We start from the raw sequence: 13,113 nt of genomic DNA on the forward strand, positions 1-13,113 counted from the left end.
GGCGGGCGACAACGTGGGCCTGCTGCTGCGCGGCACCAAGCGTGAAGACGTGGAGCGCGGCCAGGTGCTGGCCAAGCCCGGTTCGATCACGCCGCACACGGAGTTCGAGGGCGAGATCTACGTGCTGTCGAAGGAAGAGGGTGGTCGTCATACCCCGTTCTTCAGCAACTATCGCCCGCAGTTCTACTTCCGTACGACGGACGTGACCGGCGCGATCAAGCTGCCGGAAGGTACGGAGATGGTGATGCCGGGTGACAACGTAAAGATCTCGGTGACGCTGATTGCCCCGATCGCGATGACCGAAGGCCTGCGCTTCGCGATCCGCGAAGGTGGCCGTACGGTGGGCGCCGGCGTCGTCGCCAAGATCACCAAGTAAGTGGATGAACGGAAATCGCCTGCCTCGCGCAGGCGATTTTCCTTAAGAGGCTTGTCACACGGCCGTAAACAGGCTATAGTCGCCAAGTTCTCGTTGCCGGATTTGTCCGGCGACCTACCGCGAAATGAGGCGCAGGAAGTGCTTCGAGTTCGCTAACAAGGACGTTGCGGGATCCCCGGGGCAGAGCTTAGTTCTCCGTCATCACAAGGTTTCCGCACACGCTATCTGTCTGGGCAGGCCGCAAAACGGCCTGCCCGGCGTTTTGAAGTCTTCTGGGTACACAGATGCACAGGGGCTTTCTGCAGGATCTGCAGTGCAGTTAAGGGTTGTGCGAGGTGGTGAGAAGCCACTTCGATTCACAAAGTCGTTCTTTAGATAACAGGACACGGTTATGGCGAACCAAAAGATTCGCATTCGGCTCAAGGCGTTCGATCATCGTCTGATCGACCGCTCGGCCAGCGAAATCGTCGAGACGGCCAAGCGCACCGGCGCTACGGTTCTCGGTCCGATTCCGCTCCCGACCAAGATTGAGCGCTACACCATTCTGGTGTCGCCGCACGTCGACAAAGACGCTCGCGATCAGTACGAAACCCGCACCCACAAGCGCGTGCTGGACATCGTCGATCCCAACGACAAAACCGTGGACGCGCTCATGAAGCTCGATCTCGCCGCGGGCGTTGACGTTCAGATCAAGCTTGGTTGAGCGATAGACAGGATACGAACATGAGTATCGGACTGGTTGGCCGCAAATGCGGCATGAGCCGACTCTTCACCGAAGATGGCCGCTCGATTCCGGTGACGCTGATTGAAGCGACGCCGAACCGCGTGACCCAGGTGAAGACGGAAGATAACGATGGTTACAGCGCGGTGCAGGTCACCGCAGGCGCCAAGCGCGCCAGCCTGCTGACCAACCCGGAAAAGGGCCACTACGCCAAGGCGAAGGTCGAGCCGGGTCGCGGTCTGTGGGAATTCCGCCTGAATTCGGCCGACGCCGGCAAGTATGCCGTCGGCGCCGAGATCAAGGCGGAGGAAGTATTTCAGGTCGGCCAGACGGTCGACGTGGCCGGCGTGAGCAAGGGTAAAGGCTTCCAAGGCACGATCAAGCGCCATGGTTTCACCATGGGTGACGCAACCCACGGTAACTCGCTGTCGCATCGTGCGCCGGGTTCGATCGGTCAGCGTCAGACGCCAGGTCGCGTGTTTCCGGGCAAGAAGATGTCCGGCCACATGGGTGCGGTCAATCGCACCGTACAGGGTCTGGAAGTGGTCAAGGTCGACGCCGAGCGTCATCTGATCGCGGTGAAGGGTGCCGTGCCGGGTGCTACCGGCGGCGACGTCATCATCCGCCCGACCACCAAGGGTTGAGGAGAGACGGCATGGAACTGAATGTTATTGGCGCCAAGCCTGTGACCGTGTCGGACGACGTGTTCGGCGGCGAGTTCAAGCAAGCCCTGGTCCACCAGGTCGTGGTGGCCTACCAGGCGGGTGGTCGCGCCGGCACGCAGTCGCAGCTTTCGCGCAGCGACGTGTCCGGTACCACCAAGAAGTTCAAGAAGCAGAAGGGCGGCGGCGCCCGTCACGGCGACTATCGCGCCCCGATCTTCGTTGGCGGCGGTGTGACGTTCGCGGCCAAGCCCCGCAGCTATGAGCAGAAGGTCAACCGCAAGGCCTATCGCGTGGCGATCCGCTCCATCCTTTCGGAGCTGAACCGCCAGGGTCGTCTGAAGGTGGTCGAGGGCTTCGGCATCGACGCCCCGAAGACCAAGGCGATGATCGCCAAGCTGGCCGAGCTCGAAGTGTCCGGCCGCGTGCTGCTGGTGTCGGAAGACACGAGCGAGGCGCTGTACCTGGCTTCGCGCAACATCCCCTATCTGCATGTGGTGGATGTGCTGGCGCTGAACCCGGTCAGCCTGGTCGGTTCCGACTATGTCGTGATGACCGTCGAAGCGGTCAAGAAGGTCGAGGAGTGGCTGGCATGAGCAACGAACGCATTCTGAATACGCTGCGCGCGCCGCATATCTCCGAGAAAGCGGCCCGTCTGGCCGAAAACAACCAGTACGTATTCGTGGTTGCTCCCGAAGCAACCAAGGCTGACGTCCGCGCAGCGGTCGAGAAGATGTTCGACGTCAAGGTCGAGCAGGTGAACCTCGTCAATGCAAAGGGCAAGGTCAAGTCCTTCCGTTTCCGCGCGGGCAGCCGTCAGGGCAAGCGCAAGGCGTACGTTCGCCTTGCCGAAGGCCAGACGATCGACGTGTCGGCCAAGGCCTGAGCCAGGAGTTCTGACAGATGGCACTAATCAATCACAAGCCAACCTCGCCGGGTCGTCGTGACGCCGTCAGCGTCCGTACCGAGGGGCTGCACAAAGGCGCGCCATACGCGCCGCTGACCGAAAGTCAGTCCAAGACGGGTGGCCGCAACCATTTCGGTCGCATCACCACGCGTCATCGTGGCGGCGGTCACAAGCAGGCCTACCGCATCATCGACTTCAAGCGCGACAAGGAAGGCATCGCCGCCAAGGTCGAGCGCCTGGAATACGATCCGAACCGCACCGCGCACATCGCGCTGCTGTGCTACGCCGACGGCGAGCGCCGCTACATCATTGCGCCGGCTGGCGTGTCGGTGGGTGACCGCGTGGTCTCCGGCCACGACGCCCCGATCAAGGTCGGCAACAGCCTGCCGCTGCGCAATATCCCGGTCGGTTCGACCGTGCATTGCGTGGAAATGAAGCCTGGCAAGGGTGCGCAGATCGCGCGTTCGGCCGGCGCCTCGGTGCAGCTGATCGCACGTGAATCGGGCTATGCCACGCTGCGTCTTCGCTCCGGCGAAATGCGCAAGGTGCCGGTCGATTGCCGCGCCACCATCGGCGAAGTCGGCAATGCCGAGCACAGCCTGCGCAAGCTGGGCAAGGCCGGCGCCACGCGTTGGAAGGGCATCCGCCCGACCGTCCGCGGCGTGGTCATGAACCCGGTCGACCATCCGCACGGCGGTGGTGAAGGCCGTACCTCAGGCGGCCGTCATCCGGTCAGCCCGTGGGGCCTGCCGACCAAGGGCTACAAGACTCGTAACAACAAGCGCACGCAGCAGTTCATCGTGCGTCGTCGCAAGTAATAGGAAACCGTCATGCCGCGTTCTTTGAAGAAAGGTCCTTTCGTCGACCTTCACCTCATCAAGAAAGTGGAAACCGCGGTTTCCACCAACTCCAAGCGTCCGATCAAGACCTGGTCGCGTCGTTCCATGATCCTGCCGGAAATGGTGGGATTGACCATCGCCATCCACAACGGTCGCCAGCACGTACCGGTACTGGTGAACGAGAACATGGTCGGGCACAAGCTCGGCGAGTTCGCGGTCACCCGCACCTTCAAGGGCCATGGCGGCGATAAGAAGGGCAAGTGATGAGCACCGAAGCCAAAGCGATCCTGCGCAGCGCTCGCATTTCAGCGCAGAAGGCACGCCTGGTAGCTGACCTGGTCCGCGGAATGCCCGTGGGCCGTGCCAGCGACGTGCTCCAATTCACCAACAAGAAGGCCGCGCACATTGTCCGCAAGGTGCTGCTGTCGGCCGTCGCCAACGCCGAGAACAACCTCGGCGCCGATGTCGACGAGCTGAAGGTCTCGCGCATCTTCGTGGACGAAGGTCCGGCGATGAAGCGCATGTATGCCCGCGCCAAGGGTCGCGGTTCGCGCATCCTTAAGCGCACCAGCCACATCACCGTGGTCGTTGGCAACTAAGAGGACGAAAGACGATGGGTCATAAAGTTCATCCCACCGGTATCCGCCTCGGCATTGCCAAGGACTGGAACTCGAAGTGGTACGCAAACAAGGGCGATTACGCCAAGTATCTCGCTGCCGACCTCAAGGTCCGCGAGATGCTGCGCAAGAAGCTCGCCGCCGCCGGCATCTCGAAGATCCAGATCGAGCGCCCGGCCAAGACCGCTCGCGTGACGATCCACACCGCCCGTCCGGGCGTGGTGATCGGCAAGAAGGGCGAGGACATCGAAAAGCTGCGCAAGGAAGTCAGCGACCTGATGGGCGTTCCGGCGCACATCAACGTCAACGAAGTGCGCAAGCCCGAGATCGATGCGCAGCTGGTGGCCGAGTCGATCGCGCAGCAGCTCGAACGCCGCATCATGTTCCGTCGCGCCATGAAGCGCGCCGTGGGCAATGCGATGCGCCTGGGCGCGCTGGGCATCAAGATCAACGTGTCCGGCCGTCTGAACGGCGCCGAGATCGCCCGCTCCGAGTGGAGCCGCGAAGGTCGCGTGCCGCTGCACACCCTGCGTGCGGACATCGACTACGGCACCGCCGAGGCGAAGACCACCTACGGCATCATTGGCATCAAGGTCTGGATCTACAAGGGCGAAATCTTCGACCTGTCCCAGGTCGGCCAAGAGCCGAAGGAAGAGCAGTCCGCCCAGCCGCGTCGTGAACGCGAGGGTGGTGAGGGTCGTCGTGAAGGGCGTCGCGATCGTGACGGTGGCGAAGGCCGCCGCGAACGGTCGGCGAAGTAAGGGAGAGTTGCCATGTTGCAACCCAAGCGAACCAAATACCGTAAGCAGTTCAAGGGCCGCAATGACGGCCTGGCATTCAGCGCCAACCTCGTCAGCTTTGGCGAGTACGGCCTCAAGGCCACCACGCATGGCCAGTTGACCGCGCGCCAGATCGAAGCGGCTCGTCGTTGCATCACGCGTTTCGTGAAGCGCGGCGGCAAGCTGTGGATCCGCGTGTTCCCGGACAAGCCGATCACCAAGAAGCCGATCGAGGTCCGCATGGGCGCCGGTAAGGGTGGCGTGGAATTCTGGGTCGCTCCGATCCAGCCGGGCCGCATGCTTTATGAAATCGAGGGTGTCGACGAGACGACAGCACGCGAGGCGTTCCGCCTGGCCGCTGCCAAGTTGTCGGTGCAGACCCAGTTTGTGACCAGAGCGGTGATGTGATGGCCATCAAAGACCTAACAACCAAGTCGGCCGAAGAGCTGAAACAGCACCTGCTGGACCTGCGCAAGGAGCAGTTCAACCTGCGCATGCAGAAGGGCACCGGCCAGCTCAGCCAGCCGCACCAACTGCGCCGTGTCCGGCGCGATATCGCCCGCACGAAGTTCGTGCTCGGCGGCAAGAAGTAAGAGGCGGCCGACATGAGCGACAACACCAAGCAGGCGCGCACCCTTGAGGGCCGCGTCATCAGCAACAAGATGGAAAAGACGGTCACCGTACTGATCGAGCGCCAGGTGCAGCATCCGCTGCTGGGCAAGATCGTGCGCCGTTCCACCAAGCTCCACGCGCAGAACGACCTGGGCGCGAACGAGGGCGACGTGGTGCGCATCGCGGAATGCCGTCCGCTTTCCAAGACCAAACATCACCGCGTGGTCGAAATCGTCACGCGCGCCGAAGGCTAAGGGGAGGGTGCAGCCATGATCCAGATGCAAAGCACGCTTTCCGCTGCGGACAACAGCGGCGCCAAGGAACTGATGTGCATCAAGGTGCTCGGCGGCTCCAAGCGCCGTTACGCCGCGATCGGTGACGTCATCAAGGTCACCGTGAAGGATGCCATCCCGCGTGGCAAGGTGAAGAAGGGCGAGGTCTACAACGCCGTGGTGGTGCGTACCGCCAAGGGCGTGCGCCGCGCCGATGGTTCGCTGATCCGTTTCGACGGTAACGCGGCCGTGCTCCTCAACAACAAGCTCGAGCCGATCGGCACCCGTATCTTCGGGCCCGTGACTCGTGAGCTGCGCGGCGAGAAGTTCATGAAGATCGTCTCGCTCGCACCCGAAGTGCTCTGAGGCGGAGAAGAACCATGAACCGTATCCGCAAAGGCGATCAGATCATCGTGATCGCAGGCAAGAACAAAGGTCAGCGCGGCGACGTGCTGCGTGTTGAAGGCGATCGCGTGTTCGTCTCCAACGTCAATCTGATCAAGCGCCACACCAAGCCCAATCCGCAGGCCGGCCAGGCCGGCGGTATCGTGGAGCGTGAGGCCTCGATCCATATTTCCAATGTGATGCTGTTCAACCCCGCCACGAACAAGGGTGAACGCGTTGGTGCCAAGACGCTCGCTGATGGGCGCAAGGTCCGCGTGTACCGTTCGTCCGGCGAGGTCGTGGACGCGTGAGGAACACGAACATGACGCGCCTTGAAACCTTTTACAAAGAACAGGTCATCCAGAAGCTCACCGAGCGCTTCGGATACCAGAACGTGATGCAGGTTCCCCGCATCACCAAGATCACGCTGAACATGGGCGTGGGCGAAGCTGCGGGCAACAAGAAAGTGCTCGAGAACGCCGTGGCCGATATGGCCAAGATCGCCGGCCAGAAGCCGATCACGACCAAGGCGCGCGTCTCCGTGGCCTCGTTCAAGATCCGCGATGGCTGGCCGATCGGCTGCAAGGTCACGCTGCGTCGCGCCACCATGTGGGAATTCCTGGATCGTCTGATCAACATTTCGCTGCCCCGCGTCCGCGACTTCCGCGGCGTCTCGGGCCGCGCCTTCGATGGCCGTGGCAACTATAACTTCGGCATCAAGGAACAGATCATCTTCCCGGAAATCGACTTCGACGCGATCGACGCCATGCGCGGTATGGATATCTCCATCACCACCACCGCCAAGACCGACGAAGAAGCGAAGGCGCTGCTGGAAGCCTTCAGCTTCCCCTTCCGTAATTAAGACGCGATCGCCAAAGAGAAATAATCATGGCAAAAACATCGATGGTTAACCGCGACATCAAGCGGTCCAAACTCATCAAGAAGCACGCCACCAAGCGCGCTGAGCTGAAGGCTATCGTGGTGAATCCGAAGTCCTCCTACGAGGAAAAGATGGACGCCCAGGCCAAGCTGCAGAAGCTGCCGCGCGATTCCAGCGCCAGCCGTCTGCGCAACCGTTGTGAACTGTCGGGCCGTCCGCGTGGCGTGTACCGTAAGTTCGGCCTCGGCCGCAACAAGCTGCGCGAAGCGACCATGCGCGGCGATGTTCCGGGTCTGCGCAAGGCCAGCTGGTAATTCCGTAGGCACCTCTTCTTCCGGGACGGGGTGCTCAAGGCGAGGACTAGTGTCCCGCCAGATGTTGTTCCGCCGGGCGCGCTGCAGTGATGCCACCGCCTGCGTTGTTTCGGCAAGCCGACCTCTTTCCGTGGGAAAGCGGTTTTTACGACTTTGTCGCAGCGATATTCGCAAAAGCTGGAAAAGCTGATATGATCGACGGTCTGCACGCCGCAGGCCGACCGCTTTGTCGGCTCACAATCTGAATTGATTTCCGGTTTTATCGGATATCGGTGCACTCTGAAGGAAGTTTTCATGAGCATGACTGATCCCATCGCCGATCTGTTTACGCGCATCCGCAACGCCCAAGCTACGGGCAAGCAGGCTGTCAGCGTGCCGTCGTCGAAGCTGAAGGTGGCGCTTGCCAACCTTCTCAAGAACGAGGGCTACATCCTCGACGCCAAGGCCTCCAGCACGGAGGGCAAGCCGGTGCTCGAGATCAAGCTCAAGTATTTCGAAGGCCGCCCGGCGATCGAGCGCATCGAGCGCGTCAGTCGTTCGGGCCTGCGCGTGTACCGCGGCAAGGACGAACTGCCGAAGGTGCTCGGTGGCCTGGGTATTTCGATCATTTCGACGTCCGCCGGTCTGCTGACCGACGCGCAGGCTCGCGCCAAGGGCGTGGGTGGCGAAGTCATCGGCCTGGTCGCCTAAGGAGTTCCCGATGTCTCGTGTAGCCAAGAAACCCATCAATCTGCCCAAGGGCGTCGAGCTCAAGATCGCCGAGGACAGCATTGCCGTGAAGGGCCCGAAGGGCACTTTGTCGGTCCATACGTTGCCGGGCGCTTCGGTGTCCATCGACAACGGCGTGGTCAACGTCCAGGTCGCCGAAGGCGCCGAAGACAAGTTCGGCGGCACCGTTCGCGCACTGCTGGCCAACATGGTCAAGGGTGTTTCCGAAGGTTATGAGCGCAAGCTGGAGCTGGTCGGCGTGGGTTACCGCGCTTCGATGGCCGGCAAGGCGCTCAACCTGAGCCTCGGTTTCTCCCACCCGGTCGTGTTCAACGCACCGGAAGGCATCACCCTCGAAACCCCGACGCAGACCGAAATCCTGATCAAGGGTTCGGACAAGCAGCTGGTGGGCGAGGTTGCCGCCAAGATTCGCGGTTACCGTCCGCCGGAACCCTACAAGGGCAAGGGCGTGCGCTATGCCGGCGAGAAGATCACCCTGAAGGAAGCCAAGAAGGCGTAAGGGGTTAGTACGCAGTCCCTGCGTGTGGAAGCGGCCATCCATGGCCGCACTCTTCACAAAGAGCCGATAACTGACCTCGATCTAGCCGATCCGTTTCCTGGAGATTTACGATGAACAAGAATGAAGCCCGTCTGCGCCGCGCCAAGTCCACGCGCGCTCACATCCGCAAACTCGGCGTGCCGCGCCTGTCGGTGCATCGCACCGGTCAGCATCTTTACGCGCAGGTGTTCGATGCTGCGGGCGTGAACGTGGTGGCTGCCGCTTCCACCGTGCAGAAGTCCGTGGCCGAAGGCCTCAAGGGCACCAAGAACCTCGAAGCCGCCGCGGCGGTGGGCAAGGCGGTGGCCGAGCGCGCCAAGGCTGCCGGTATCGAAGCGGTGGCGTTCGATCGCTCCGGCTTCCGTTATCACGGTCGCATCAAGGCGCTTGCCGATGCCGCCCGCGAAGCTGGCCTGAAGTTCTAAGTAGTACCCACAACAACTCCAAGCGGCACAGCCGCAAGCAAAAGTCCCGGATGGTCCGGGCATACGGAAAAGATAAATGTCTTCTACTGATCGCGAAAACTCAGACGGCCTGCTCGAGAAGCTGATCGCCGTCAACCGCGTGGCCAAGACCGTCAAGGGCGGCCGCCAGATGAGCTTCACCGCGCTGACCGTGGTCGGCGATGGCGAGGGCAAGGTCGGCTTCGGCTATGGCAAGGCGCGCGAAGTGCCGGTGGCCATCTCCAAGGCCATGGACCGTGCCCGCCGCAATATGGTGAGCATCGATCTGAACAACGGCACCTTGTGGTACGCCATCAAAGCCAATCACGGTGCGGCGCGCGTGTACATGCAGCCAGCCTCCGAAGGTACCGGGGTGATCGCCGGCGGTGCGATGCGCGCGGTGCTGGAAGTGGTCGGTGTGAAGAACGTGCTGGCCAAGGCGGTCGGTTCGCGCAACCCGATCAACCTGGTGCGCGCCACCATCAAGGGCCTGCAGGCCGTTGCCTCGCCGAAGCAGATCGCTGCCAAACGTGGCAAGACCGTGGATGAGGTGCTGGGCAATGGCTAACAACGAAAAAACCATCCGCGTCCGCCTGGTCAAGGGTCTGCGCGGCGTACAGGCCCGCCACCGCTTGAGCGTGAAGGCGCTGGGCCTGAACAAGACCAACGACGTCCGTGAACTGAAGGACAGCCCGCAGGTGCGCGGCCTGATCAACACGGTCTACTACCTGGTGCGGGTCGAGGAGTAATCATCATGCGTCTGAATGACATCAAGCCGGCAGCCGGTTCGCGCAAGACGCGCCTGCGCGTCGGTCGTGGTATCGGCTCGGGCCTGGGCAAGACCGCCGGTCGCGGCCACAAGGGTCAGCATGCCCGTACCGGTCGCAGCCATCGCCTGGGTTTCGAAGGCGGCCAGATGCCGCTGCAGCGTCGCCTGCCGAAGGTCGGCTTCCGTTCGCTGAAGAAGGCCGAGAGCCAGCAGGTGTTCCTGTACCAGCTCGCCAACCTCAAGGCTGACGTGATCGACGCTGTCGTGCTGCATCAGGCTGGCCTGATCGACAGTCGCGCCAAGAAGGTCAAGGTCGTCGCCAAGGGCGAGATCGGCCGTGCGGTGAAGCTGTCCGGTCTGCTGGCTACGGCCGGCGCCAAGGCCGCCATCGAAGCTGCCGGCGGCAGCGTGGAGTAACGCGTGGCCGCAGCCAAGGGCACATCGGTCGGATCGCTCGGTAAATTGACCGAGCTGCGTCAGCGCATCTTCTTCGTGATCGGTGCGCTGATCGTGTACCGCCTCGGCTCGTTCATCCCGGTGCCGGGCGTGAATCCGGATGCGATGGCCAACTTGATCGGCCAGAGCGGCGGCATCCTGGACATGTTCAACATGTTCTCGGGTGGTTCGCTGGGACGTTTCTCGGTATTTGCGCTAGGCGTGGTGCCGTACATCTCCGCATCGATCGTGGTGCAGATGATGGGTTCGGTGATCCCCAGCCTGCAGGCGTTGCGCAAGGAAGGACAATCGGGGCAGCGCCAGCTGACGATGTATACCCGCATCGGCACGGTCGGCCTGTCGGCCTTCCAGGCGTTCGGCATTGCCGTGGCGCTGATGAAGCAGCAGACCGCAGGCGGCGTGCCGGTGGTCTACATGCCGGGATTCGGTTTCATCCTGTCCTCAGTGGTCGGTCTGACGGCGGGTTCGCTGTTCCTGATGTGGCTGGGTGAACAGATGACCGAGCGAGGCATCGGCAACGGCATTTCGCTGCTGATCTTCGCCGGCATCGTGGCCGGTTTGCCGGGCGCGGTGGCGCACACCCTGTCGATGTCCGGCAACGGAGAGCTGAGTACGATCAAGCTGGTGATGGTTGTCGCGCTGGTACTGGCGGTGACGGCGTTCGTGGTGTTCATGGAGCGTGCGCAGCGGCGCATCACCGTGAATTACGCGCGGCGTTCGGGTGGGCAACGGTCGTACATGAACCAGACCTCGCACCTGCCGCTGAAGATTAACATGTCCGGCGTGATTCCGCCCATCTTCGCGAACAGTATCCTGATGTTCCCGGCGATGGCGGCCACCTGGGGCAATGCCAGCCACCAGTCGCGCTGGTTGCAGAACGTGGTGCAGGTGCTCACCCCTGGCGAGCCGCTGTACGACATCGTCTACGCGGTCCTGGTGATCACGTTCGCCTTCTTCTATACGGCGATCGTCTTCAACTCGCAGGACACGGCGGACAACCTCAAGCGGTCCGGCGCGCTGATTCCGGGTATCCGCCCGGGTCGTTCGACGGCTGACTACATCGATTCGGTTATGACCCGCCTGACTGGTGTCGGCGCCCTCTACCTGGTGCTGGTCTGTCTGGTCCCTACGTTCATGCAGAACGCCTGGCATGTTCCGTTCTACTTCGGCGGTACCTCGCTGCTGATCGTGGTGGTGGTGGTGATGGATTTCACGGCTCAGGTGCAGGCACACCTGGTCAGTCACCAGTACGAAGGTTTGCTCAAGAAGGCCAACCTGCGCCGCGGCTGAGGCGCAGGCAGGTCCCGGTGGAAGGTAAGCGGTGCCCAGGTGCCGCGGGACTTTCCTGACAGTTTGATTAAGGTTAGAATTGCGCGTTTACCGCGCTGAAAGCATCGGAGAAAGTACATCATGGCGCGCATTGCGGGTGTCAATTTGCCGGTCCAGAAACACGTCTGGGTTGGCCTGCAGAGCATCTACGGGATCGGTCGCAGCCGGGCCAAGAAGGTCTGCGTGGACGCGGGTGTGAACCCGAACGTACAGATCAAGTCGCTCAGCGAAGGCGAGGTGGAGAAGATCCGCCACGAAATCGCCAAGTACGTCGTGGAAGGCGACCTGCGCCGTGAAGTCGGCATCGCCATCAAGCGCCTGATGGATCTGGGGTGCTACCGCGGCCTGCGCCATCGCCGCGGCCTGCCGGTGCGCGGCCAGCGCACGCGTACCAATGCGCGCACCCGCAAGGGCCCGCGTCGCGCGATCAAGAAATAATTGGAATAAGTCATGGCAAAGCCGGTTAAGACCAAGAAGAAAGTCAAGCGCGTCGTCACCGATGCGGTGGCCCACGTGCAGGCCTCCTTCAACAACACCATCGTCACCATCACCGATCGCCAGGGCAACGCCCTCTCGTGGGCGACCGCCGGTGGCGCGGGCTTCCGCGGTTCGCGCAAGTCCACTCCGTTCGCTGCCCAGGTCGCCGCCGAAAAGGCCGGTCGTGCCGCTGGCGAATACGGCGTGAAGACGGTGGAAGTGCGGATCAAGGGCCCGGGCCCGGGCCGCGAGTCGGCGGTGCGTTCGCTGAACGCCCTCGGCTACAAGGTTCTCAACATCATTGACGTAACGCCGATTCCGCATAACGGCTGCCGTCCCCCCAAAAAGCGTCGCGTGTAAAGGAGCGCAACCATGGCACGTTATCGTGGAGCTACCTGCAAACTCGCGCGCCGCGAAGGTTCGGATCTGAGCCTGAAGAGCCCGGCGCGCGCGATCGATTCCAAATGCAAGCTGGAGAACAAACCCGGCCAGCACGGCGCCAACAAGCGCATGCGCATGTCCGACTACGCTGTCCAGCTGCGCGAAAAGCAGAAGGTCAAGCGCATCTACGGTGTGCTCGAGCGTCAGTTCAGCAACTACTACACCAAGGCGTCGACCCTCAAGGGCAACACCGGTGAGAACCTGCTACGCCTGCTGGAAAGCCGTCTGGACAACGTCGTCTATCGCATGGGTTTTGCGGTGACCCGTTCGCAGGCCCGTCAGCTGGTGTCGCACAAGGCGGTGCTGGTAAACGGCAAGAAGGTCAACATCCCGTCCTACCAGGTTCGCCCGGGCGACGAGATCGCGCTGACCGAGCGTGCGCGCAATCAGCTGCGCGTGCAAGAAGCCGCCACCGTGTTCGACACGATGGACCTGCGCCCGCAGTGGGTCGAAGTCGACGCCAAGAAGTTCGCCGGCACCTTCAAGTCGGTTCCAGATCGCGCGGATCTGCCGACCGACATCAATGAAGCGCTGATCGTCGAGCTTTACTCGAAGTAATCAACCGGAG

25 protein-coding genes and 1 pseudogene are annotated in these 13,113 nt (G+C 62.2%); all 26 read left to right on the plus strand.

The window, feature by feature from the left end:
- Positions 1-376, plus strand: a pseudogene (gene tuf, locus ACTHNE_RS05760) (elongation factor Tu); the annotation flags it as partial.
- A gap of 391 nt (positions 377-767) precedes the next feature.
- A complete protein-coding gene (rpsJ, locus tag ACTHNE_RS05765) occupies positions 768-1,079 on the plus strand; it encodes a 30S ribosomal protein S10 (protein ID WP_014402136.1) in 312 nt (103 codons plus the stop codon).
- 20 nt (positions 1,080-1,099) lie between these two features.
- Positions 1,100-1,741, plus strand: a complete 642-nt coding sequence (gene rplC, locus ACTHNE_RS05770) for a 50S ribosomal protein L3 (RefSeq protein ID WP_440268745.1) — start codon at positions 1,100-1,102, stop codon at positions 1,739-1,741.
- Between the two features lie 11 nt (positions 1,742-1,752).
- Positions 1,753-2,355, plus strand: a complete 603-nt coding sequence (gene rplD, locus ACTHNE_RS05775) for a 50S ribosomal protein L4 (protein ID WP_440268746.1) — start codon at positions 1,753-1,755, stop codon at positions 2,353-2,355.
- Entirely contained in the window at positions 2,352-2,645 is a 294-nt protein-coding gene (gene rplW / locus ACTHNE_RS05780; RefSeq protein WP_440268747.1) for a 50S ribosomal protein L23, read from the plus strand. The genes rplD and rplW overlap by 4 nt, the downstream gene beginning before the upstream one ends.
- Before the next feature lie 17 nt (positions 2,646-2,662).
- On the plus strand, positions 2,663-3,484 hold the full coding sequence (gene rplB, locus ACTHNE_RS05785; RefSeq protein ID WP_440268748.1) for a 50S ribosomal protein L2: 822 nt from the start codon (positions 2,663-2,665) through the stop codon (positions 3,482-3,484).
- A 12-nt stretch (positions 3,485-3,496) separates the two neighbouring features.
- Positions 3,497-3,769, plus strand: a complete 273-nt coding sequence (gene rpsS / locus ACTHNE_RS05790; protein WP_188792860.1) for a 30S ribosomal protein S19 — start codon at positions 3,497-3,499, stop codon at positions 3,767-3,769.
- Complete coding sequence (rplV, locus tag ACTHNE_RS05795; RefSeq protein WP_074547432.1) at positions 3,769-4,104, plus strand: 50S ribosomal protein L22; 336 nt, start codon at positions 3,769-3,771, stop codon at positions 4,102-4,104. Before rpsS ends, rplV begins: the two co-directional genes overlap by 1 nt.
- Before the next feature lie 14 nt (positions 4,105-4,118).
- On the plus strand, positions 4,119-4,883 hold the full coding sequence (gene rpsC / locus ACTHNE_RS05800; RefSeq protein WP_440268749.1) for a 30S ribosomal protein S3: 765 nt from the start codon (positions 4,119-4,121) through the stop codon (positions 4,881-4,883).
- A gap of 12 nt (positions 4,884-4,895) precedes the next feature.
- Complete coding sequence (gene rplP / locus ACTHNE_RS05805) at positions 4,896-5,309, plus strand: 50S ribosomal protein L16 (RefSeq protein WP_440268750.1); 414 nt, start codon at positions 4,896-4,898, stop codon at positions 5,307-5,309.
- Entirely contained in the window at positions 5,309-5,494 is a 186-nt protein-coding gene (gene rpmC, locus ACTHNE_RS05810) for a 50S ribosomal protein L29 (protein ID WP_109723395.1), read from the plus strand. The genes rplP and rpmC overlap by 1 nt, the downstream gene beginning before the upstream one ends.
- Before the next feature lie 12 nt (positions 5,495-5,506).
- A complete protein-coding gene (gene rpsQ / locus ACTHNE_RS05815; RefSeq protein ID WP_324943500.1) occupies positions 5,507-5,767 on the plus strand; it encodes a 30S ribosomal protein S17 in 261 nt (86 codons plus the stop codon).
- Positions 5,768-5,782: 15 nt separating this feature from the next.
- On the plus strand, positions 5,783-6,151 hold the full coding sequence (gene rplN, locus ACTHNE_RS05820) for a 50S ribosomal protein L14 (RefSeq protein ID WP_115477106.1): 369 nt from the start codon (positions 5,783-5,785) through the stop codon (positions 6,149-6,151).
- 14 nt (positions 6,152-6,165) lie between these two features.
- Positions 6,166-6,480 (plus strand): 50S ribosomal protein L24, encoded by a 315-nt coding sequence (rplX, locus tag ACTHNE_RS05825; protein WP_324943448.1) that lies wholly within the window; start codon positions 6,166-6,168, stop codon positions 6,478-6,480.
- Between the two features lie 11 nt (positions 6,481-6,491).
- Entirely contained in the window at positions 6,492-7,031 is a 540-nt protein-coding gene (gene rplE / locus ACTHNE_RS05830) for a 50S ribosomal protein L5 (protein ID WP_284333569.1), read from the plus strand.
- 26 nt (positions 7,032-7,057) lie between these two features.
- The gene (gene rpsN / locus ACTHNE_RS05835) at positions 7,058-7,363 is read left to right on the plus strand and encodes a 30S ribosomal protein S14 (RefSeq protein ID WP_324943455.1); all 306 of its coding nucleotides are present in this window, start codon (positions 7,058-7,060) and stop codon (positions 7,361-7,363) included.
- A gap of 294 nt (positions 7,364-7,657) precedes the next feature.
- The gene (gene rpsH, locus ACTHNE_RS05840) at positions 7,658-8,053 is read left to right on the plus strand and encodes a 30S ribosomal protein S8 (protein WP_324943458.1); all 396 of its coding nucleotides are present in this window, start codon (positions 7,658-7,660) and stop codon (positions 8,051-8,053) included.
- 10 nt (positions 8,054-8,063) lie between these two features.
- Positions 8,064-8,591 carry a 50S ribosomal protein L6 gene (rplF, locus tag ACTHNE_RS05845; protein ID WP_324943461.1) on the plus strand — a complete coding sequence of 176 codons (528 nt, stop codon included), beginning with the start codon at positions 8,064-8,066 and terminating at the stop codon, positions 8,589-8,591.
- A 110-nt stretch (positions 8,592-8,701) separates the two neighbouring features.
- Positions 8,702-9,055, plus strand: a complete 354-nt coding sequence (gene rplR, locus ACTHNE_RS05850; protein ID WP_324943463.1) for a 50S ribosomal protein L18 — start codon at positions 8,702-8,704, stop codon at positions 9,053-9,055.
- Positions 9,056-9,131: 76 nt separating this feature from the next.
- Positions 9,132-9,641, plus strand: a complete 510-nt coding sequence (rpsE, locus tag ACTHNE_RS05855; RefSeq protein ID WP_324943467.1) for a 30S ribosomal protein S5 — start codon at positions 9,132-9,134, stop codon at positions 9,639-9,641.
- Entirely contained in the window at positions 9,634-9,822 is a 189-nt protein-coding gene (gene rpmD, locus ACTHNE_RS05860) for a 50S ribosomal protein L30 (RefSeq protein WP_324943470.1), read from the plus strand. Before rpsE ends, rpmD begins: the two co-directional genes overlap by 8 nt.
- Entirely contained in the window at positions 9,822-10,259 is a 438-nt protein-coding gene (gene rplO / locus ACTHNE_RS05865) for a 50S ribosomal protein L15 (RefSeq protein WP_440268780.1), read from the plus strand. Before rpmD ends, rplO begins: the two co-directional genes overlap by 1 nt.
- A gap of 3 nt (positions 10,260-10,262) precedes the next feature.
- On the plus strand, positions 10,263-11,588 hold the full coding sequence (secY, locus tag ACTHNE_RS05870) for a preprotein translocase subunit SecY (RefSeq protein WP_324943476.1): 1,326 nt from the start codon (positions 10,263-10,265) through the stop codon (positions 11,586-11,588).
- Positions 11,589-11,708: 120 nt separating this feature from the next.
- Entirely contained in the window at positions 11,709-12,065 is a 357-nt protein-coding gene (rpsM, locus tag ACTHNE_RS05875; RefSeq protein WP_284333564.1) for a 30S ribosomal protein S13, read from the plus strand.
- Positions 12,066-12,077: 12 nt separating this feature from the next.
- The gene (gene rpsK, locus ACTHNE_RS05880; RefSeq protein ID WP_115495826.1) at positions 12,078-12,464 is read left to right on the plus strand and encodes a 30S ribosomal protein S11; all 387 of its coding nucleotides are present in this window, start codon (positions 12,078-12,080) and stop codon (positions 12,462-12,464) included.
- A gap of 12 nt (positions 12,465-12,476) precedes the next feature.
- A complete protein-coding gene (rpsD, locus tag ACTHNE_RS05885) occupies positions 12,477-13,103 on the plus strand; it encodes a 30S ribosomal protein S4 (protein ID WP_324943483.1) in 627 nt (208 codons plus the stop codon).
- The last annotated feature ends 10 nt before the right edge of the window (positions 13,104-13,113 follow it).

The sequence above is a fragment of the Dyella sp. genome (assembly GCF_051954575.1).
Classification (GTDB): Bacteria; Pseudomonadota; Gammaproteobacteria; order Xanthomonadales; family Rhodanobacteraceae; genus Dyella_B.